The sequence below is a fragment of the Micromonospora tarapacensis genome, from assembly GCF_019697375.1.
GTDB lineage: Bacteria > Actinomycetota > Actinomycetes > Mycobacteriales > Micromonosporaceae > Micromonospora > Micromonospora tarapacensis.
In genome coordinates this window covers 1-21,406 of sequence record NZ_JAHCDI010000001.1, presented here as the reverse complement: position 1 = coordinate 21,406, position 21,406 = coordinate 1, and the positions used below count along the sequence as shown (strand labels likewise).

The following is a 21,406-nucleotide window of genomic DNA, read 5'->3' as shown; positions in this document are numbered from 1 at the left end:
CATGCAAGGAGACCTGGTGAATTTCGACGATCTCTTCGGCCACATCGGCCAGCACACCGTCGACGGGTTGTCCAAAGGGGCCATCTATGCCCTGATCGCCCTCGGCTACACCCTGGTGTACGGCGTGCTGCGCCTGATCAACTTTGCGCACTCCGAGGTCTTCATGGTCGGCACCTTCGCGGTGCTCGGCCTGTGGACCGCCTTCGGGGTGGAGAACAACCCGCCGATCGGCCAGGCGATTCTGTTTCTGGTGCTCGGCCTGATAGTCGCGGCGGTCGCCTCCGGCGGCACGGCGCTGGCGCTCGAACGGATCGCCTACCGCCCGCTGCGGCGCAAGAACGCGCCCCCACTGATCTTCCTCATCACGGCGATCGGTCTGTCGCTGGTGCTGGTGGAGATCTTCGGCCTGGTGCTGCCGAAGCTGCTGGGTGAGGCGGTGCCCTCGATCTTCGGCCGGGCCCGGATCATCCTCGGCATGCCGACGATCATCGAGCAGGAGACGCTCTTCACGGTCCTCGGCACGTCGATCACCAACATCCAGTTGATCGTCTTCGTGGCCGCCGTGGTGATGATGGCGCTGCTGGACTGGTTCATCAACCGCACCCGCTACGGCCGGGGCGTGCGGGCGGTGGCGCAGAACCCGGAGACGGCGGCGCTGATGGGCGTCAACCAAGAGCGCGTGATCATGCTGATCTTCGTGCTGGGCGGCATCATGGCCGGGGCGGCGGCGCTGCTGTGGAGCATGCGTTTCGGCTTCACGCAGAACAGCATCGGCTTCGTGCTCGGCCTCAAGGCATTCACCGCGGCCGTGCTCGGTGGCATCGGTAACCTGCGCGGCGCGCTGGTGGGCGGGCTGTTCCTCGGCATCGTCGAGGTCTACGGCGCCACCCTCTTCGCGTCCAACTGGGAGGACGTCATCGCCTTCGTGGTGCTGGTCGTGGTGCTGATGTTCCGTCCCACCGGCATTCTGGGTGAGTCGCTGGGGAGGGCCCGGGCATGATCAACAAACTGCGTGGGATGGAGCGCCGCCGGGCCGGCGTCCTGGCCTCGATGGGCGACCGCTGGCAAACACTGCCGAAGTGGCAGCGGTCTCTCGGCCTGCTGGCCTTCGTCGCGTTCCTCTACCACCTGCCCTACCTGGGCAAGCTCCCCGGCGGCCTGGTGATTCCCGGGCTGAACGGGCTGCGGACCGACTCGATCTCGGGCGGCAGCAACTGGTCCGGCGTGCTGTTCACCTGCGCCGTCTACGTGCTGGTGGCGATCGGGCTCAACGTGGTGATCGGGCTGGCCGGCCTGCTCGACCTCGGCTATATCGGCTTCTTCGCCATCGGGGCGTACGGGGTGGCGCTGTTCGGTTCGGTCAACTCGCCGGTGGTGCAGTGGTTCCAGGCGGAGTTCAACCTGCCGGCGACCTGGGCGGTGACCTGGGCCATCTGCGCCTTCATAGCGCTGGTGCTGGCGTTGATCTCCGGGGTGATCCTGGGCTGGCCGACGCTGCGGCTGCGCGGTGACTACCTGGCCATCGTGACGCTCGGCTTCGGCGAGATCATCCGGATCGTGGCCCGCAACGCGGAGAACGTCACCAACGGGCCTCAGGGCATCTCGGCGATCCCCGGGCCGGAGGGCCCGCCGTCGCCGGACAACCAGGTCTTCGGCCTGATCGACGTCAAGCCGTGGTACTGGTTGGCGCTGACCGTGGTGCTGCTCATGGTCTTCGCGGTGCGCCGGCTGGAGCACAGCCGGGTCGGCCGGTCCTGGCTGGCCATCCGGGAGGACGAGGACGCCGCGGCCGTGATGGGTGTCTACCCGTTCAAGTTCAAGCTCTGGGCCTTCGCCATCGGCGCTGCGCTCGGCGGCTTCGCGGGCTTCCTGTTCGCCAGCCGGTACGCCTTCATCGACCCGACCCAGTTCAACGTCAACCTCTCCATCCTCTTCGTGGCGATGGTCGTGGTCGGTGGGTCCGGCAACATGATCGGCGTGTCGGTCGGCGCGGTGCTGCTGGCGTACCTGCCGGAGCGGTTCCGGGAGGTCGCCGACTACCGTTGGCTGGCCTTCGGCCTGGCCATGGTGCTGGTGATGATCCTGCGACCGCAGGGTCTGATCCCCAGTCGCCGGCGGGCCCGCGAGCTGAAGGACCGTGCGGCGCAGGCAGAGGAGGCACCCGCTCATGTCTGACGAGAACATCACCACCCCGGCGGCGCCGAAGATCCCGGCCCAGCCGGGGCCGCGCAGGACGCTGCTGGAGGTCGACGAGGTCCTGCTCCGGTTCGGTGGCGTGGTCGCGCTCAACGGGATCAGCTTCGACATCCAGGAAGGCGAGATCCTCGGCCTGATCGGGCCCAACGGTGCCGGCAAGACCACCTGCTTCAACGTGATGACGGGGGTCTACAAGCCGACCTCGGGTGCGGTCCGGTTCCGCGGCGAGCGGGTCACCGGCCGCAAGCCGCACCAGATCAGCCGGCTGGGCATCTCCCGGACGTTCCAGAACATCCGGCTGTTCCCGGAGATGTCGGCGCTGGAGAACGTCATGGTCGGGACGGACTCCCGGCACAAGACGAGCGTCCCCGGCGCGCTGTTCCGGCTCTACCGGGTGCGGCCCACGCCGGAGCAACTGCCCCAGGTGACCGCGCCCGACGGCATCGTGCGCACCTGGCAGCAGCTGCGCCGGAGCTTCGCCAAGACCTTCGGGCTGTCCCGGCACATCCTGGAGGAGCGGGCGGCCGAGGACAAGGCGATGGATCTGCTGCGGTTCGTCGGCATCGCCGACCGGGCCAACGACGAGGCGCGCAACCTTCCGTACGGCTACCAGCGTCGGCTGGAGATCGCCCGGGCGCTCGGCACCGAGCCGAAGCTGCTCTGCCTGGACGAGCCGGCGGCCGGGTTCAACCCGGCCGAGAAGGAGGAACTGCTGGGCCTGATCCGCCGGATCCGCGACCGGGGCGTGACCGTGCTGCTGATCGAGCACGACATGCGGCTGGTGATGGGTGTCACCGACCGGATCGTGGTGCTGGAGTTCGGCAGCAAGATCGCCGACGGCCGGCCGGACGAGGTCAGCCGAGACCCGCGGGTGATCGCGGCCTACCTGGGGGAGCCCGCCGATGCTGCTTGAGTTGGACGACGTCAGCGTCTCGTACGGCCGGATCGAGGCGCTGCACGGCATCAGCCTTACCGTCAACGAGGGCGAGGTGGTGGCCCTGATCGGCGCGAACGGTGCCGGCAAGACCACCACCATGCGGGCGATCTCCGGCATCCGGTCGCTCTCCGGCGGCCGGATCACCTTCAACGGTGAGGACATCAGCAAGCTCCGCGCCGACCTGCGGGTGGTCCGGGGCCTGTGCCAGTCCCCCGAGGGCCGGCAGATCTTCCCCGGCATGACCGTCCTGGAGAACCTGGACATGGGGGCGTACACCCGGCGGGACCACGCCGGCATCGCCGCCGACCTGGAGCGGGTGCTGGAGATGTTCCCCCGGCTGCGCGAGCGGCGCAAGCAGGCCGGTGGCACGCTCTCCGGCGGTGAGCAGCAGATGCTCGCCGTCGGTCGGGCGTTGATGAGCCGGCCGAAGCTGCTGCTGCTGGACGAGCCGTCGATGGGCCTCGCTCCGATGATCATTCAGCAGATCTTCGACATCATCGTGGAGATCAACCAGCAGGGCACCACCGTCCTGCTGGTGGAGCAGAACGCGCAGCAGGCGCTCTCCCGTGCGCACCGGGCCTACGTCCTGGAGACCGGGCGGATCGTCAAGGAGGGCTCCGGCGAGGAACTCCTGCACGACCCCTCGATCAAGGAGGCGTACCTGGGCGTGGCCTGAGGTGCGTCGTACCGTCGGCGGCCGTCCGTCCCTCGCGGGTGGACGGCCGTCGGCGTTCCGTCCGGCCCCGGCGGCGCCGCCGCGCCAGGCTTGTCGGCGGTACGGACTAGAGTCGCTGCCGTGACAGCTACGACCCCGCGCCTGCTCCTCGTCGACGGACACTCCCTGGCATACCGGGCGTTCTTCGCCCTGCCGGTGGAAAACTTCTCCACCACGACCGGGCAGCCGACCAACGCGGTCTACGGCTTCACCTCGATGTTGATCAACGTGTTGCGTGACGAGCAGCCGACCCACATCGTGGTCGCCTTCGACGTCTCCCGCCGCTCCTTCCGGACGGAGAAGTACGCCGAGTACAAGGCGGGCCGCAGCGAGACCCCGACCGACTTCAAGGGGCAGGTGAGCCTCGTCAAGGAGGTCCTCGCGGCGCTGCGGATCCCGGTGGTGGAGATGGCAGGCTACGAGGCCGACGACATCATCGCCACCCTGGCCTGCCAGTCTCGCGACCAGGGCATGCCGGTGCTGATCTCCACCGGCGACCGGGACGCCTTCCAACTGGTCGACGACCAGATCACCGTGCTCTACCCGCGCAAGGGCGTCTCCGACCTGGCCCGGATGGATCCGGCGGCGGTCGAGGCGAAGTACGGCGTCGGCCCCGGCCGCTACCGCGACCTGGCCGCGCTGGTCGGTGAGACCAGCGACAACCTGCCCGGCGTCCCGGGCGTCGGCCCGAAGACCGCGGCCAAGTGGATCAACACGTACGGCGGGGTGGAGGGCGTGATCGCCCGCGCCGACGAGATCAAGGGCAAGGCCGGCGACAGCCTGCGCGAGCGGCTGGCCGACGTGATCCGCAACTACGAGATCAACTGCCTGGTGTCGGACCTGGACCTGCCGCTGCGTCCCGAGGACGCCCGCTGGCAGGGGTGGGACCGCGAGGCGGTGCACCAGGTCTTCGACACCCTCCAGTTCCGCATCCTGCGCGACCGGCTCTACCAGTACCTGGACGCCGTCGAGCCGGAGGCCGAGGCGGGCTTCGACCTGGCCGGCGAGGTGCTCGCGGCGCCCGGTGCCCTGCCTGGCTGGCTCCAGACGCACGCACCGGCCGGCGTTCCGGTCGGTGTCGCGGTCAAGCTCGACACCGGCCCCAACCGCCGGCACACCGCCACCGTCAGCGCGATGGCACTGGCCACCACCGGCGGCGCGGCGGCCTGGTTCGACCCGAGCGGGCTGGCGCAGGCCGACGAAACGGCCCTCGCGGGCTGGCTGGCCGACGAGACCCGGCCCAAGGTGCTGCACGACAGCAAGCCCGCGGTGCTCGCGTTCGCCGCGCACGGCTGGTCGCTGGCCGGCATCGCCCGGGACACCCAGATCGCGGCCTACCTCGCCCGCCCCGACCAGCGTTCCTACGACCTGACCGACCTGGCGCTGCGCTACCTGCACCGGGAGCTGCGGGTCGACGCTCCGGAAAGTGGCCAGCTGACGCTGGACGGTCTCGGCGGCGACGGCGTGGCCGAGCAGAACCTCATGCTGCACGCCCGGGCCACCCTCGACCTGGCCGAGGCGATCGACGCCGAGCTGTCCCGCGACGGGGAGCAGTCGGCCCGGCTGATGGCCGGGGTGGAACTGCCGCTGATGCGGGTGCTGGCGCAACTGGAGCGCACCGGCATCGCCGCCGACACCGACTACCTCTCCGAGTTGGAGGCGCACTTCGCCGCCGAGGTGAAGGCCGCCGCACAGGGCGCGTACGAGGCGGTGGGGCGGGAGTTCAACCTCGGCTCGCCCAAGCAGTTGCAGGAGATCCTCTTCGGTGAGCTGAACCTGCCCAAGACCAAGCGGATCAAGACGGGTTACACCACCGACGCGGACGCCCTGCAGTGGCTCCACGCACAGAATCCACATCCGGTGCTGGCCCATCTGCTGCGTCACCGGGACGTGGCCAAGCTCAAGTCGACCGTGGACGGGTTGCTCAAGTCGGTCTCCGACGACGGTCGGATCCACACCACCTTCAACCAGACGGTGGCCGCCACCGGCCGGCTCTCCTCCACCGAGCCCAACCTGCAGAACATCCCGATCCGCACCGAGGAGGGGCGGCGGATCCGCCGCGCGTTCGTGGTGGGGAAGGGGTACGAATGCCTCCTCACCGCCGACTACAGCCAGATCGAGATGCGGATCATGGCGCACCTGTCGGCCGACGACGCGCTGATCCAGGCCTTCAACTCCGGCGCCGACTTCCACGCGGCGACCGCCTCCTCGGTCTTCGTGGTGCCGTTGGCCGAGGTGACCCCGGACCAGCGCCGCAAGATCAAGGCAATGAACTACGGCCTGGCGTACGGGCTGAGCGCCTTCGGCCTGTCCCAGCAACTCGGCATCAGCGCCGAGGAGGCGCGCGGGCTGATGGAGAACTACTTCGCCGGCTTCGGTGGCGTCCGCGACTACCTGCAGGAGGTGGTCGCCCGGGCCCGGCAGGACGGCTACACCTCCACCATCCTCGGCCGCCGCCGCTACCTGCCCGACCTGGTAAGCGACAACCGGCAGCGGCGGGAGATGGCCGAGCGGATGGCGCTCAACGCGCCGATCCAGGGCTCCGCGGCGGACATCATCAAGGTCGCCATGCTGCACGTCGACACCGCGCTGCGCGACGCCGGCTCGGGTTCCCGGGTGCTGCTACAGGTGCACGACGAGTTGGTCTTCGAGGTGGCGCCGGGGGAACGGGCGGCCCTGGAGGAGCTGGTGCGGCGTGAGATGGGTGGCGCGTACCCGCTCTCGGTGCCGTTGGAGGTGTCGGTCGGTGAGGGACGGGACTGGAACACCGCCGACCACTGACCGGTCTCCTGCTGTCGATCAGCCCTTCAGGGGGTCGTGGCCCCAGTTCATCAGGGACCAGCGCCACCTCGTGTCCTGGACGTCGCCGGAGGGGCGCTGCGCCATGTGCCGGTGCACGTACCCGATCACCTTGCGCATGTGCTTGTAGTCGGCCGCGGTGAACTGGTCCCGCTTGCGGCGCAGCAGGTCGATGATCTTCCGGCCCGACTCGTGGCCGACCGACTCGCCGCCCCCGGCGCCCCTCCTCCGCCAGCCGACGTGCTTGGACTCCGGGGTCTCCAGCCATCGCCGCAGCTCGGCGGGTTTCATGTTCACCGCGTCGGTGAACTCCCGGTAGGTCTGCTGGTCGTCGTCATCCCGGTTCACGGCGCAGCACCTCCGGGCGATGGGCGACGTCCCGGCCCGAGTCGTCGTTGCGGATGCGGTACTGCGGCGCCTGCGGGGAGGCGTTCACGGCGCGACCCCGCAGGCGGGTGCGTTCGGTCAGTCTCTCCTGCACCACGCCGTGCCCCCGGCCGCTGTGGCTGGCCCAGGAGACGTGGTCGCCCGGGTGGAACTCCGTCTCGGCCATGCCGCCCGGATACCCCGGCCGGGTGGGCGGAAACGCCCCTGGCGGTCCGGGCCGCAACCACCGGCCCGCCCCGCTGGGGCGGGCCAGGGCGCGGCCCGGCCGACGGGTGGTCACCGGCTCACTTGAGAATGCGCCGGTCCGGGTCGAGCGACGCGGGCAGCCTGATGGTGATCCACTCGTTGTCCTCGGCCACGCCGGCCGCCCGGCCGGTGGAGAACGGGAAGTTGTTGTCGTTGAGCACGGCGACCGTCCTGTCGTCCAGGATCACCACGTTCTCGATGGTCTGGAACGGGAACGTGAACGTGCTGCCGAAGCCGCCCAGCCGCTTCGGGTTCGCGATGTCCATCAGGTCGACCAGCAGCGTCTTGTCCAGCAGCCCGTCGCGGTTGCGGTCGCGCTTGTCGGCGACGTAGAGCCGCTTGATCACGGCACCGGCACCCTGGCCGCCGTCGCGCTCGATGACCAGGAAGCGGTGCCTGTCGATGGCGATCGCGTCGCCGATCGCCAGGTTGGCCGCATCGAGCCGGTAGGTGTACCGCTTACCGGTGTACGCGCCGGTCCGCGGGTCGAACTCGTTGATCCTCAGGTGCCCTGCGGGGTCGCCGGCGACGCTGCCCTCCAGCATCGCGTACAGGCGGCGGGCGTCGGGGGAGGCGGCGAGGCCCTCGAATCCCTTGCTGCCGCCGAGGGTGGCGGGGACACCGGTGCGCGCGGCGGTCTCCGGGGCGACCACGCCGTCGAGCGGGACGGGGGCGGCGAGCAGCCGGCCGGCCCGGTCGAAGTGCAGCAGGTAGGGGCCGAACTCGTCGCCGATCCAGTACGTGCCGTCGGCCGCCTTGACGATCGACTCGACGTCGAAGTCGGCGCCGGTGAGCACCCGGTCCGGGCGGGTCAGTTCCCAGGGGACGTGGTGGCCCGGGTCGGTGAGGTTGATCCCACCGAGCACGTCGACGGTGCCGGTGGCGAAGACCGGGGCGAGCCGGTGGATGCGCAGCAGGAAGTCGGCCGAGTTGGCGATGTTGCCGTAGCCGTTGTCCGACAGCACGTCGAACGTGCCGTCGCCGTTGTCGGCGATGCCGGAGAAGCCCTGGATCGGCTGGTCGGCGAACGGGGTGGAGTAGCCGTTGGTGTTGCCGGTGACGAGACTGCCGGAGGGCTCACTGCCCGCCACGAACGTCGCGGCCGGCAGCGCGGCGAAGCCGGTCAGCGTCGGTGTGCCGACCTTCGGGCCGCCGGCGAAGGACGCGGTGCCACCCAGGGTCAGGACGTGGACGAGGACGCCGGCGCCGGCGAGGGCCCGCCCCAGGCGCCTGGTGCTGATCTCTCTCATGAGACCGGACATTAGGGAGCGCGGATGAACCGAAGAAGACCTGCCGGTGGCGCCCGTCAGGCGTCCGGTGAGCCGGGCAGGTGAGTTCTGGGGGGCAGCCGCCGCGGCCGGTCCGGATCGACGGGCCCTGGGGCGCTAGCATGGCCGGATCCTCGCCCAATCGAGCCGGCATCACCTGTTGCGCGATCACATCCGTCTCACCGCGCCACACGCCAAGGGGTGCCCGATTCGCAAGAGTGTTGGCCACCTGATCGGCCAGCGCCCGACGACGCCGTGCCGCCTCCGACAACCCCCGAGGTTCCGCAGCGCGCTTGCCGAACGGCATGGCTGGATCACCCACCGGCAGCACCATCATCGGCGTGTCGTCACCGGCCACCTGAGCGCGCCACACCTCCTCGTGAGCAACCTCAGACAGAGGTTGGCCTCGTGCCAGTTGGCCTATTGCCAGTAGCTGTCGACGGGCAGGCCCCACGATCCGGCTACACACATCGGTGAGACACCCACCCCGCTCGCCCGGCACGGTAGGTTCATCACGTGGTACCGATGAGCCTGCAAGAGATCATGGCCGTCGTCGGCGGAGCCATCCACGACGCCGCCGGCCCGGTGACGGTGACAGCCCCGGTGGTGTTCGACAGCCGGCGCGTGGAGCCCGGCGGGATGTTCGTGGCGCTGCCCGGTGAGCGCGTCGACGGGCACGACTATGCCGCCCAAGCCATCGAAGCAGGCGCGGTGGCGGTGCTGGCGTCACGGCCGGTCGGGGTGCCGGCGGTGGTCGTCGAGGACGTACCCACCGCGTACGGGCGACTGGCCCGCGCGGTGGTGGACCGGCTTCCGCAGACCACGGTGATCGGGGTGACCGGCTCCGTGGGCAAGACCTCGACCAAGGACATCCTCGCCCAGGTGCTGCCCGCGTGGGGTGAGACGGTGGCCAACCGGGCATCGAACAACAACGAGCTGGGGTTGCCGTACACGGTCACCCGAGCCACCGCCGACACGCGCTACCTGGTGTTGGAGATGGGAGCGCGGGGCATCGGGCACGTGGCCTACCTGACCCGTATCGCCCCGCCCACGGTCAGCGTCGTCACCCGCGTGGGGCACGCGCACATCGGTGAGTTCGGGTCGGTGGAGAACATCGCCCAGGCTAAGGGTGAGATCGTGGAAACCCTGCCCTCCGCCGACAAGGGAGGGTTGGCCGTACTCAACGGCGACGATCCGTTGGTGACCGCGATGGCGCCCCGCACCGTCGCCCGAGTGCTCCGGTACGGCATCGAGCAACCGGCCGACGTGCGCGCCGAGAGCGTGAGCGTGGACGAGTTGGGCCGTGCCCGATTCCGGCTCGTGCACGACGGCCAGTCCGCCGAGGTGCGGTTGCGGCTCTATGGGCTGCACCAGGCGTCGAACGCCCTTGCCGCCGCCACGGTCGCCCTTGGGCTGGGACATCCGGTCGATGCGGTGGCCGATGCGGTGTCGCGGGCGGAGGCGATGTCGCCGGGCCGGATGCAGGTGATCACTCGCGCGGACGGCGTGACGGTCATCAACGACGCCTACAACGCCGCTCCGGACGCCATGCGCGCCGCGCTCCGAGCCTTGCACGCGATGACCGGGGAGGGTCGCCGTGCTGTCGCGGTGTTGGGTGAGATGACCGAGCAGGGCGACCACGCTGCGCGGGTACACCGTGAGATCGGGCAGCAGGTTTCCGAGATCGGGGCCGGATGGCTGGTGGCGATCGGTGCGACGAACGCCGAGCAGTACGCGATCGCAGCCGCCGGCAACGGCACCGCAGTAGATCGGGCGGCGGACGTGGCTGAGGCATGGGAACTGCTGCGCGGCGGGCTGCGGCCAGGCGATGTCGTGTTGGTCAAGGCCGCGAACAGCGCCGGACTCCTCGCACTGGCAGACAAGCTGACCGAGGAGCCCGGCACCGTCACCGCCGAGGCGTAGCCGTCACGCGGACAGCGCGACCTCGGATCGGTTGCTCAGGGTGTCCAGGATCGCCGTACCGTAGCCGGTCACGTCACCGGTTCCCATCGTCACCACCACGTCACCGCGGCCGGCCATCCGCGCGATGACCCGGGCCGCGTGGTCCGGGCCGAGCGGCAGACAGTAGGAACCGTCACGCAGTCGCGTCATGATGGCCGTGCCGTCCGCGACCGGCCGCCCCGCCGGCACAGTGCCGTGCACGTCGAGCAGCAGGACATGATCGGCCTTGTCCGCCAAGAGGCCGCCGATGCGGTCTCCGAAGGCCAGGACGCGGGCGTGACCGGACGGCTGGAACACCACGAACACCCGTCCCCGCGCCAGAGTCCGCGCGGCGTCGAGGTCGGCGGCGATCTCGTGCGGGTGGTCGGCGTAGGAGTCGATGACCGTCACCCCGGCCCGGGTGTCGATGTGCTCGAACCGCCGACGCACCCCGGCGAAGGTGCACGCCGCCCCGGCCACGTCGCCGGGGTCCAAGCCCAGTGCCGCCGCGCACGCCATGGCCGCCGCCGCGTTGTCCAGGTGGTGCGCCGCCGGAGTCGGCAGCGTCAGCCGGACCTCCGTTCCGTTCGGCATCCGCACCGTCGCGGACGCACTCCAGCCCTCGGCGTGCACGTCCAACAGCCGTACGTCCGCCGTCCGGTCCCGGCCGTACCGCAGTACCGTCAGGTCGGGACGCTCGTCGGCGATCACATCGGCGGCCACCGTCGCGCCAACGCAATCCGCGTTGACGATCAGGAAGCCGTACGGCGCGACCCGGCCGCCGAACTCGACGTAGGCCCGCAGGACCTCGGCGTGGCTGACGAAGTTCTCCGGGTGGTCGTCGGTCACATTCGTGACGACCGCGATCGACGGAGTGAGGAAGTGAAACGAGCGATCCGACTCGTCCGCCTCCGCCACCAGCAGCCGGGACGCGCCGAGGTGGGCGCCAGAGCCCGCCCCGGTCAGGTCGGCACCGATCAGGTACGTCGGGCCCTGCCCAAGGGTGCGCAGGATGTGGGCGAGCATGCCCGCCGTGGTGGACTTGCCGTGCGACCCGGACACCGCCACCAGCCGCCGCGCGGCGGCCAGCTTGTCCAGAACCTGCGCCCGGTGCACCACAGGAATGCCGGCGACGCGAGCCGCGCGGACCTCCGGCGCGTTCTGCGCAACCGTCGTGTAGACCACGCAGCTCGCGCCCTCGATGTGCGCCGCGTCGTGCCCCAGGTACACCAGGACGCCAGCCGCGCGCAGGGTCACCAGGGTGGCCGAGTCGTGGATGTCGCTGCCGCTGACCTGGTGGCCCATCTCGGCCAGCAGCCGCGCCAGGCCGGACATCGCGCAACCGCCGACGCCCACGAAGTGCGGGCGGGACAGGTCCAGCGGGCCGGTATACGCCTCGATTGTCGGGTTACCAGTGATCGTGTCGGTCATGGTGCCGTGTCTCCTTCGGTGTAAGAGCTGACAAGTTGGGGCCATGAGCGGACGTGCTAGAGGGATTGACTCCTTCCACTCGTGCGATTCCTTGTGCGCGGCCGAGATGGCCCCGGGTCACCACCTCGGCCGCGCGAGTCCAATTGATCTGCGCCGGCCCGCTCGCCGGCTCGGCCTCAGAAGGCGGGAAAACGGGGCCAGAAGCCGAGTAGGTAGGCCAGATTGGCGCAGGAGAAGGCCGGCGTCCCTTGCGCGCGGTGCGGCAGGTTGGGCAGGCGCATGGCCGGCCGCCGGGGAAGCGGCGCGAGCGGTGCGGGCGGTGCCTGGGACGGATCAGGTCATCGTCGTCATCCATGAGAAGAGGCCGGCTCAGCAGCGGTCCGTGGCGCTGCGCCGAAGTAGTGCGATCCGCCCACCCGTCGTGCGCCGATCAACTCCGGACGCGTTGCCCCCGGGACCCGGCGCGGTAGGCGCAGCGCGAGGCGGAACACCCGCACGGCGCTGTCACGGACAGAGCAGGACCCGAGCGACCCACAGCCGATGCACCGCCCATCCGCACTCGATACCGCGTGCCGGTTCAGCTCGGCTTGCGCGATGTCGACCTGACCACCACCGAGGTAAGTCGTCACGTGATTTGCCTCCCCAAGGGGGTGGGGCACGCCGCATAGATCCATCCACGCTGGCCACACGGCGTGCCCCGCCCATCGCCCACCACCACGGCGCGCACCGCTCGTAGCAATGGGGAGCCCGCTGCGGTCTCCGGTACGCAAGACCGAGGCGATATGGCCTAATCTGCACCAGGTTGGCCGCTGTCTTGCGTACCTATAGCGAATCGCAAACCACAGCCCGTAGGTACGCTGTGACGCACGTCGAAGCGGTGAACGTGGTGAAAGATCGACTAAAGGCGGGGGTGCGCTGTGCCGCAACCAGGACCCGGCAACGCCAAGCTCGCAGCCGTCATCGCGGAAGCAGGCATGTCCCACGCCGAGGTTGCACGAGCGCTGGTCCGCGTCGCCCAGGAGAGCAACGCCAACGAGTTCGCCGGAGTGGGCCGCTCCCACGTCTCCCACTGGATCGCCGGCTCCAAGCCCTCGGGCCGCGCACCTGTGCTGCTCTGTGAAGCACTGTCTCGAAAGCTAGGCCGGGTCGTCACTCTCGACGAGATCGGGTTGCCCAGCCAACCGCTGTCCTCAGCGGACATGCTCGGTTGGCAGGTCGATACGCTGTCAGCGCTAACCGAACTCGGGAGAGTCGACGTGGACGCTGAACGCAGACGCGTTCTCAGCACTGCCGCCTACTCGCTCGCCGCACTGGCGCTGCCGTCCGATCGCTGGTGGACGCACATGGCCGAGCGCGGCCAGACACGCGGCGCAGCAGTCGGCCGGCACGTGAGCAAGGGCGACGTCGAGGCAGTGATCGACATGGTTTCGCTGTTCTCACGCGTCGACCAACGGCGGGGTGGCGGACACGCCCGCTCGGCAGTCGTCCAGTACCTCACCTCCGACGTGGCGACCTACCTACGCGGACGGTACGCCGACGAGACCCTGAGACGTGACATGTTCACCGCCGCCAGTGAACTGGCTTATCTGGCTGGCTGGATGGCATTCGACAACGGCGAGCACAACGTCGGCCAGCACTATTTCAATGTGGCGGTGAAGCTGGCAGCCGAAGCCGACAATCCATCGATGGCAGGTCACGTCCTACGCGCCATGGCGCACCAGGCCGTCGACCTCGGACACCACAAGCACGCTCTCGACCTGGCGGCGGCTTCCGTCGACGGCAAGCGCTACGAATCCGCGTCCTCACGAGAGCGCGCACTACTCGGAGTTGTCTACGCTCGCGCGCTGGCGGTGAACGGCGAGAAGCAACGCTCAGCCCGTGCGCTACTCCGCGCCGAGGATGACCTGTCCTCGGCTACCCAGGGCGACGACGAACCCGGGAGGGCTTCTTCTTCGCGGAAGCCAGCATGGCTCATGAGACTGCCTGCGCGCTTCGCGACACGGGCGACCTGGCGGGCGCGGCGAGACACTTCCGCCGCAGCGTGAGGACCCGGAAAGCCTCGGCCTTCACGCGTACCCATGCAGTCACCCTCGGGTACATGGGCGCAGTGCAGGCACGACAGGGTGAAATCGAAGAAGCCTGCGGCACATGGTCCCGGGCGCTGGACGCGATGGACGGCGTCCGCTCGGGCCGCACCCGCCAAGTGGCTGCCGACATGCGTGCCATCCTGGCCCCCTACACGCGCCGCAATATCCGAGCGGTCCGAGACATCGACGTCCGAGCGAAGACGTACCTGTCAACGTTCGCCTAGGCGACAGCAAACCCAGAAGACCGGAGGCTACGATGACAGCCGAATATTTCACCGTCGAGCCCATTGCGCATGTCGTCGGAGGGCGGACCGAGCCGACCGACGACTACTGGGGCGGTAGCCGCGCAATCCTCCGAATCGATGGTGAGCGCTTCACGCCGGCCGCCACCCAAGGGCTTGACGAGTTCTCTCACCTAGAAATCGTCTTCCGTTTCCACCTCACCGATCCCACCGATCTGCATCTGGGCGCTCGCCGCCCGAGAGACAACCCCGAGTGGCCCGAGGTAGGCATCTTCGGCCACCGCAACATGCGCCGGATCAACTGGCTAGGCGTATCCCGGTGTCGCCTTATCAAAGTTGACGGCCTTGACCTTCACGTTGAGGATCTGGACGCGGTAAACGGTACCCCCGTTTTTGACATCAAGCCTTGGTTCTCGGAGTTCGGTCCGCGAGGCGAAGTTTACCAAGCCGACTGGGCAACTCAGATGTTGGGACAGTACTTTGCGCCGCCGATTCAAAATCAGAAATAGCGAATAGCCGAAGGATCGACAGCATTCGGACGGGCATACCACTCCGACCTGTTACTTCGCCCGACAGCTAGTCGCGAGCGCTAGCACTAACACCCTGCCAACCTAGCACTTATCCCTCACAATGCGGCGACGGCGGACTTGGACGCACCTTGCAGCTAGCGTATCCTGTAGCTCAACTCGCGTGAAACTCGACTTCCGAGGGGAAGCGGCGCCAGACTGGCCGCTGACATGACTCGCAGCAGTCGAATTACAATGAAACATAACCTACCCCCGCCGAGTATTTGTAAGTCCCCAAGGGGAGTTACCGAACGGTCAGGAGGTCTCGTGCCGGAGTTCGAGGTCGAGGTCGACGCTGAGGATGCGGCACTTGCTGACCTCTGCTCGATGTATTGGGCCACCGAAGATGACGGCTCATTTTCATTCACGGTGAAGGAATTATCAGAGCGCTTTAAACAGCCCGCACATAAGATCAGCAAGACCGTCTCGGAATCTTGCTATGCTCGCTCGTCGAGCAAGTCTTGCATTGAGTGCGGCAGGGGATTCATTTACAGAACTCGTTCGGAATGGACCTCGGGCCACCGCTTCGCGCCCACCCGTTGCCGGACATGCGTCGAATCAGAAAAGCAACGGCTGGAAGCTGACCGACGTAAAGCGGAGGCAGCTATGGAAGCTGCGATCTCCGAGCATTTCGAAGTAGCGGAGGGCGAGGCACCAATTCGCGCCGAGGATCTCGATCTGCCATCGGCTCTAGCGGTGGCCGCATTATTCGAAGACGGAGAAGAGGTTTCTGAAGGAGTTACCGTTCCAGTCATGGAACGAGGCAACCCCTTAACGCCTACATCAGACCTTAATCTAAAGCTGCTCAAAGCACTCATCGATCAAGGGATTCTACGGATACATCCGTCTTCGTCACCAGATGCCTTCGTGTGGAAGGATGATGGCACGCTCGACAACCAACATTATCCGATGCTCGCGTCTTATTATCTGACAGGTGTTGGCGATGTGGAGACTCGGCTACGGGAATACCTCAAGGGACTTTCCCAGATAATCTCCCGGGACAACTGGCCCGACCGTTGGACAGACCAGTTCTCGGACTTCTGGTTCGACCTGGCGGTGTCGGAGTGTAAAGCCTACTTGGTTCACATGCTCAAACGGCATGGGCTCGACTTTACGCCAGGGCAGCGGACAGAAGAGGTTTTCCGCCACGCGCTGCGTTGGTACTCAATCGGTCAGATGTACTACTTCATCTGGCGAGCAGCAAGAGATAGCGCCGCTTACGCGGCGAGGAAAGGGTGCCTGCAAAGCAGGCCGCGAACAGCGCAATAACTAGAATCTCGGGGGACGTCGATCGTGCCTACGCCCAAGGTTGGGACGTAAGCGTTTATCGGCGAGACTCACGCTTACCACAGTCGACGATTTCGCACATACTTTTCTCCCGAGCACTCCAACTCGAAGACGCTATGGCATATTCGCCGGTTGACCTTCCCGTCAGGCGAGCGGGCCTAGAGTTGGCATGGGAAAAGATTGACTTCACCGCCTTTGAACGCCTCATCTTCCAGCTTGTGGTCGAGACCGAAGGTTACGAAAACGTCGACTGGCTTATGCATACCAACGCTGCCGACCATGGTCGCGATGTGAGTGCCGTGCGCCTTCGCAAAGATCCATTGAGCGGGCACAGTTCACAGCGAGTCGCCATTCAGTGCAAGCATTGGCTCTCACGCGCCGTCCGTGATACTGACGCAAATCAGGCCATCGTAAGCATCAGTCACTGGGAGAATCCGCCATTCGATGTGCTTGTTCTGGCAACGAGTGGACGCTTTACCTCTGACGCCATCGCCTGGATTGAACGACACAATTCCCGTGGGCAGCGCCCAATAATCGAAGTTTGGAATGACGCCCGCTTGGAGTTTCTACTGAATGAGCGACCTCATCTCGTCCGCAGCTTCGGTTTACGCTAGATTGGGTTCAGCTCTACAGAGGCCACCTACCCACGCCTGCACTACGCGCCGACCGTCGATGCAGGTATGCCCGTCGAGAGCCCGGACACCGTCGGACCCGGCATCACGAGCCGACACGGACCGGCAAGCATAGGGGTGTCTACCTGGACAGATAGACACCCCTAGCCACTCATGACGGCGAGCTAACCCTTGAGGGATTCAACTTCTAATCCCAAGGCCGCAGGTTCGAATCCTGCCCGGCGCACACCTCCCGACCAGGGCATATGTCGTCCCCTCCGGATCTTCCACAAGGTTCTAGTACTGCAACGGCGGATAGCAACTTTGGGTGGTTTTGGGTCGTTAGTCGATTGTGGTTGGCGTAGCGCTCGTTGAGTCGTGGGAAGACGAGCTGGGTGACTTGTTCGCCCGGATCGCGGGCCGGTTTTCTCGGGTGGAGCCGCGGAAGCGGGCGTTCGCCTACGTGCGGGGGTTGCTCGCGCCGTTGGAGCGCCGGAACGGGTGGACGCTCGCCGAGCAGGCTGGCGACCGGTCACCGGATGGGATGCAGGCGTTGCTGTGCAGTCCGTGTTGGGACGCCGGCGCGGTCCGTGATGATGTCCGCGACTACCTGGTGGAGCATCTCGGGGACTCGGGTGCGGTGCTGGTTGCCGATGAGACGGGGTTCCTGAAGAAGGGGCCCGGTCGGCGGGGTGCAGCGGCAGTATTCGGGGACGGCTGGGCGTACGGAGAATTGTCAGATCGGCACGTTCCTGTGCTACGCCTCCGGTTCGGGGCGGGCGTTGATCGATCGGGAGTTGTACCTGCCGAAGTCGTGGACCGAGGACCGGCGGCGGTGCCGGGCTGCGGCGGTGCCGGACGAGGTGGAGTTCGCGACCAAGCCGCAGCAGGCGCGGGCGATGCTGGAGAGGGCGATCGCCGCTGGGGTGCCGTTCGCGTGGTTCACCGCCGATGAGGCGTACGGGCAGAACCCCGGCCTGCGCGGTTGGCTGGAAGAGCAGGACGTCGCCTACGTGATGGCGACCCGCTGCGACGACGCAGTCGCTTCCGGGTTGTTCACCACCACCCGGGTCGACCAGCTCATCGCGAGGGTGCCGGCCGGTGCGTGGACCAGGCTGTCGTGCGGCGATGGTGCGCACGGCCCGCGTCGCTACGACTGGGCGCGGCTGCCGATCCGCCGGGAGTTCCCGCACGGCCGCCGCGGCTGGGTCCTTGCCCGACGCAGCATCAGCGACCCCACCGACATCGCCTACTACATCTGCTTCGGCCCACGCGGCACGCGGCTGCGGGAACTGGTCCGCGTCTCCGGATCCCGGTGGGCAGTGGAGGAGTCGTTCCAGACCGCGAAGAACGAGGTCGGTCTCGACCAGTATCAGGTCCGCCGCTACGACGCCTGGTACGCCCACATCACTCTCGCCATGACCGCCGCCGCGTTCCTGGCTGCCACCCGCGCCACCGAAACCGGCAAGGAACCCGAAAAGGGGGCGACGATCACAGCCCGGACACGCTCATCCCACTGAGCAGCAACGAGATCCGCCGCCTGTTCACCAATCTCGTCCTCAAAGGACGCACCGCAGCCGAGCACGTGCTGCACTGGTCGCACTGGCGCCGCCACCGGCAAGCCCAAGCGAAAGCCAGCCACTACCACAAACGACTCGCAGCACTCAAAGGTGACGATCCGCCGTAGCAGTACTAGTACGGCAGCCGCCATTGGCGGTCTGACCTGGCGGGATGCGGTGGTGGGGTGTGCGAAGTGGACGCAGCCGCCTGTCGATCATGTGTTTGTGAGAACTACAAGATCGAAGGCGGCTGCTGCTGGCAGGGTAGCGGCTGGGCGGGCGGTGCGGGCACGGGCTGGCCTGTTGGAGCGGCTGCGGTCGTGTTTCGTGCGGACGCAGACATGGCAACACGCGGGCAGATACGTGTCGGCGCTGGTCAGCCAGGTGCCCAAGCGCAACGGGTGGAGCATCGCCGAGCAGGTCGGGGATGTCACGCCGGATCGCACGCAGCGGCTGTTGAACCGGGCGGTGTGGGACACGACGGCCGCGATGAGTCAGGTGCGGCGGTTCGCCGCTGCTGGTCTGGACGAGGCGGCGAGCCGTCGGCGGCGGCGTGGCCTGGTCGTGGGGGCGTTGGACGAGACGGGTCAGCCGAAGCAGGGCGTCGCGACGGCCGGGGTGAAGCGGCAGTACATGGGGTGCGCGGGCAGGGTCGCCAACGGCATCAACACGGTGCACCTGTCGTATGTGCGGGAGCGGATCGGGCACGCCCTGGTCGGGGCGCGTCAGTGGATCCCGGCCGAGCAGATCACCGACGCGCAGGCTGCGGCCGGCATGGGACTACCGGCCGGGTTGAAGTTCCGCACCAAGGGCCAGTTGGCCATCGACCTGTGCGCGGACGCATACGCCGACGGGCTGCGCTTCGACGTCGCCTGCGGCGACGAGGTGTACGGAAACTGCACCCAGTTGCGGGAGTTCTTCGAGACTCGCGGGCAGGCGTACGTGCTGCGAGTCGCCTCCACGTTCATGATCGACCTGCCCTCGGGTGACAGGCTGACCTGCGCGCAGGCCGTCACCCAGTTGGCCGGGGACAACCGCGGGTGGGAGGTCCGCTCGGCAGGGGCGGGGTCGAAGGGACAACGCTGGTACGCCTGGGCGTGGCTCGCCACCGCCTCACCCCGCCACCATCTACTCGTGCGCCGTCACCTGCGCACCGGTGAACTGGCCTTCCACTACTGCCACGTGCCCGAGGGACAGATCCTGACCAAGACCAGGCTGATCCGCGCCGCCGGGCTGCGCTGGCCGGTCGAGGAGGACTTCGAGTTCGGCAAGGACCACTTCGGCCTGGACCAGTGCCAAGCCCGCCTCTACACCGCGATCCAGCATCACACCGTGCTGGTCATGGCCGCCCTCGCCGTCTGCGCGGTCACCGCCGCCCACCTCGCCGACCGCACCGACACCCAGGCCCCGCCACCGAACACACCGGATCAGCCGCCACCAGCCGACCCCGGACTGATCCCGCTGACCGTGCCCGAGGTCAAACGGATACTCGCCACCGCCCTCCACCACCCCCAGCCGCCCGGCCACGACACACACTGGCTCACCTGGCGACGCCGACACCAAGCCCGCGCCCGCTGGTTCCACCAACGCGCACGCCTAAACAGGAACTACGCCCTGGTCAGCTAGCAATTGGCGGCTGCCGTACTAGTGTGGCCTCTAGCGTGCCGGACAGCGTCAGGCGGACGGGAGAGCGGCCGGTGCTCTCCCGGCGCAGGTGGCGTGGAGCTAGTGCGCCCGGTTGCGGCTGTTCGCCATACTTTTTCTTGTGTTGGCGCCAGGCGAACAAGATCCAAACTTTGAGTCGTACGGTGACCTGGCCGCAGAGCGCGAGGAGTACGACGCTCGGGTCTACAAGGCGGCGGTCTGGTTCCGCAGCCTTCCTGACGCGGTGATCAGGCGGCAGCGTGAACTAATAGTCCGCTGCCCTCCGCATGGATGCGAGCTGGCCGAGGTGTACCGGATCGATCTCCCGTCCGGCGGGCAGCGGTACCTGTTTCTCGGACAGGCGGCTCGCTGCGAGACCGTTCCAGGTTTCCTAAACTGGGCGTTCTCCGATGACTGGGGTGGGCCTGTCGTCTGGTGGCCTGTGGGGTGTCGGCACGGCCAAGCCAAGCTAGAGCGTGCATGGCTTGATGACTGTCTAGCGTTTGTGAACGGGTGGAAGCACGGGCTGGAGACGATAGAGGAGTTCCTGGCCAAGGCACCACAGGAAATCCGCAGAGGCATTGCCCGACGAACCTTTCACCCCAAGCCCGAGGTATGGCGACCGAAGCTGGCACGGCGGTCTGGTACCAGGGCCGTTGCGTTCTCGCTCGGCTAGCCGGTGAGCTGGGATGATGCTGGGTGATTGGCCTGTGTGGAGGCGGTTGAAGCGGGTGAAGCCCTCAAGGTGATCATGGAGTTTCTCTAGGACTGCACGACACCGAGGACTCCACCCGCAGATGTCATCATCCCTGATCTCCGTACTGACTGTGACAACCCCCAGCGGCGAGACGCCACCACCGCCGATCACCGAGGGTGAACGTCGTGGGCTCCTGGACGCTGTCAGCGTGATCCCGGACCCGCGCAACCCGCACGGGGTGCGGTATCCCTGGCCGCGTTGCTGACCGTCGCGGTCTGCGCGGTCCTGGCCGGCGCCACGTCGTTCGCCGCGATCGCCGACTGGCTGTACGACCTGGACGAGGCGGACCAGCGGCGGCTCGGGTTCACCCGGGGCGTGCCGGCCGGCACCACGGTGTGGCGGCTGCTGATCCGCCTGGACGCGACTGTGATCAGCAAGGTTCTGGCCGGCTGGCTGCACACCCGGACGCCACCGGTGGCCGCTCGGCCGCGCCGCTACCGGACGGTGATCGCCGTGGACGGCAAGACCCTGCGTGGCGCACGCCAGCGTGGCGGCCGGCAGACGCATCTGCTGTCGGCGCTGGACACCAGCACCGGCATCGTCCTGGCCCAGGTCACCGTCGACACGAAGAGCAACGAGATTCCCGCCTTCACCCCACTGCTCGACGCCGTGCAGGCCGTGCTCGGCAGCCTGACCGATATCCTGTTCGTCGCCGACGCCATGCACACCCAGACCGGCCACGCCGAGCAGATCACCGGCCGTGGAGCACATCTGCTACTGCAGGCCAAGGGTA

17 protein-coding genes and 2 pseudogenes are annotated in these 21,406 nt (G+C 67.7%); 15 read left to right on the top strand and 4 right to left on the bottom strand.

The genetic code is table 11. The features are described from left to right. The first annotated feature begins 16 nt into the window (after positions 1-16). The 5 genes from KIF24_RS00090 (at position 17) to polA (ending at position 6,629) form a co-directional block, all read left to right on the top strand. Positions 17-1,000 (top strand): branched-chain amino acid ABC transporter permease, encoded by a 984-nt coding sequence (locus KIF24_RS00090; RefSeq protein WP_221082194.1) that lies wholly within the window; start codon positions 17-19, stop codon positions 998-1,000. Beyond that, positions 997-2,175 carry a branched-chain amino acid ABC transporter permease gene (locus KIF24_RS00085; protein WP_407939842.1) on the top strand — a complete coding sequence of 393 codons (1,179 nt, stop codon included), beginning with the start codon at positions 997-999 and terminating at the stop codon, positions 2,173-2,175. The genes KIF24_RS00090 and KIF24_RS00085 overlap by 4 nt, the downstream gene beginning before the upstream one ends. Next, the gene (locus KIF24_RS00080) at positions 2,168-3,109 is read left to right on the top strand and encodes an ABC transporter ATP-binding protein (RefSeq protein WP_221082193.1); all 942 of its coding nucleotides are present in this window, start codon (positions 2,168-2,170) and stop codon (positions 3,107-3,109) included. Before KIF24_RS00085 ends, KIF24_RS00080 begins: the two co-directional genes overlap by 8 nt. Further along, positions 3,099-3,809: an ABC transporter ATP-binding protein gene (locus KIF24_RS00075; RefSeq protein WP_221082192.1), complete on the top strand. Its 711-nt coding sequence runs from the start codon at positions 3,099-3,101 to the stop codon at positions 3,807-3,809. The genes KIF24_RS00080 and KIF24_RS00075 overlap by 11 nt, the downstream gene beginning before the upstream one ends. A gap of 120 nt (positions 3,810-3,929) precedes the next feature. Next, positions 3,930-6,629 carry a DNA polymerase I gene (polA, locus tag KIF24_RS00070; RefSeq protein ID WP_221082191.1) on the top strand — a complete coding sequence of 900 codons (2,700 nt, stop codon included), beginning with the start codon at positions 3,930-3,932 and terminating at the stop codon, positions 6,627-6,629. A 21-nt stretch (positions 6,630-6,650) separates the two neighbouring features. Here polA and KIF24_RS00065 read toward each other — a convergent pair. The 3 genes and pseudogenes from KIF24_RS00065 to KIF24_RS00055 form a co-directional block, all read right to left on the bottom strand. Beyond that, a pseudogene (locus KIF24_RS00065) lies at positions 6,651-6,995 on the bottom strand (DUF3140 domain-containing protein); the annotation flags it as partial. After that, positions 6,982-7,200, bottom strand: coding sequence for a hypervirulence associated TUDOR domain-containing protein (locus tag KIF24_RS00060; RefSeq protein ID WP_221082189.1), 219 nt, complete (start codon positions 7,198-7,200; stop codon positions 6,982-6,984). The pseudogene KIF24_RS00065 and the gene KIF24_RS00060, both read right to left, overlap by 14 nt. Positions 7,201-7,318: 118 nt before the next feature. After that, positions 7,319-8,530, bottom strand: a complete 1,212-nt coding sequence (locus KIF24_RS00055; RefSeq protein WP_221082188.1) for an esterase-like activity of phytase family protein — start codon at positions 8,528-8,530, stop codon at positions 7,319-7,321. A 543-nt stretch (positions 8,531-9,073) separates the two neighbouring features. Between KIF24_RS00055 and KIF24_RS00050 the strand changes: the two genes are divergently transcribed. Further along, a complete protein-coding gene (locus KIF24_RS00050) occupies positions 9,074-10,471 on the top strand; it encodes a UDP-N-acetylmuramoyl-tripeptide--D-alanyl-D-alanine ligase (protein ID WP_221082187.1) in 1,398 nt (465 codons plus the stop codon). Positions 10,472-10,474: 3 nt separating this feature from the next. On the opposite strand, the gene murC is transcribed toward KIF24_RS00050, so the two are convergent. Beyond that, positions 10,475-11,920, bottom strand: a complete 1,446-nt coding sequence (murC, locus tag KIF24_RS00045; protein ID WP_221082186.1) for a UDP-N-acetylmuramate--L-alanine ligase — start codon at positions 11,918-11,920, stop codon at positions 10,475-10,477. Positions 11,921-12,894: 974 nt separating this feature from the next. On the opposite strand from murC, the gene KIF24_RS00040 reads away from it, so the two are divergent. From KIF24_RS00040 to KIF24_RS00005, 9 genes and pseudogenes are all read left to right on the top strand, one after another. After that, on the top strand, positions 12,895-13,965 hold the full coding sequence (locus KIF24_RS00040; RefSeq protein ID WP_230414675.1) for a hypothetical protein: 1,071 nt from the start codon (positions 12,895-12,897) through the stop codon (positions 13,963-13,965). Positions 13,966-14,018: 53 nt separating this feature from the next. Then, on the top strand, positions 14,019-14,231 hold the full coding sequence (locus tag KIF24_RS31975) for a hypothetical protein (protein ID WP_230414673.1): 213 nt from the start codon (positions 14,019-14,021) through the stop codon (positions 14,229-14,231). 32 nt (positions 14,232-14,263) lie between these two features. Further along, on the top strand, positions 14,264-14,758 hold the full coding sequence (locus KIF24_RS00035; RefSeq protein WP_221082185.1) for an SAM-dependent methyltransferase: 495 nt from the start codon (positions 14,264-14,266) through the stop codon (positions 14,756-14,758). Positions 14,759-15,082: 324 nt separating this feature from the next. Next, positions 15,083-16,084: a hypothetical protein gene (locus tag KIF24_RS00030; RefSeq protein ID WP_221082184.1), complete on the top strand. Its 1,002-nt coding sequence runs from the start codon at positions 15,083-15,085 to the stop codon at positions 16,082-16,084. Between the two features lie 134 nt (positions 16,085-16,218). After that, entirely contained in the window at positions 16,219-16,716 is a 498-nt protein-coding gene (locus tag KIF24_RS00025; protein WP_221082183.1) for a restriction endonuclease, read from the top strand. Positions 16,717-17,065: 349 nt separating this feature from the next. Further along, positions 17,066-18,233, top strand: a pseudogene (locus KIF24_RS00020) (IS701 family transposase). A gap of 321 nt (positions 18,234-18,554) precedes the next feature. Further along, positions 18,555-19,898, top strand: a complete 1,344-nt coding sequence (locus tag KIF24_RS00015) for an IS701 family transposase (protein ID WP_331461041.1) — start codon at positions 18,555-18,557, stop codon at positions 19,896-19,898. A gap of 112 nt (positions 19,899-20,010) precedes the next feature. After that, on the top strand, positions 20,011-20,592 hold the full coding sequence (locus KIF24_RS00010; RefSeq protein WP_221082181.1) for a hypothetical protein: 582 nt from the start codon (positions 20,011-20,013) through the stop codon (positions 20,590-20,592). Positions 20,593-20,871: 279 nt separating this feature from the next. Next, positions 20,872-21,406, top strand: a 535-nt coding sequence (locus KIF24_RS00005) for an ISAs1 family transposase (RefSeq protein ID WP_230414671.1), incomplete at its 3' end; no start/stop codon positions are given.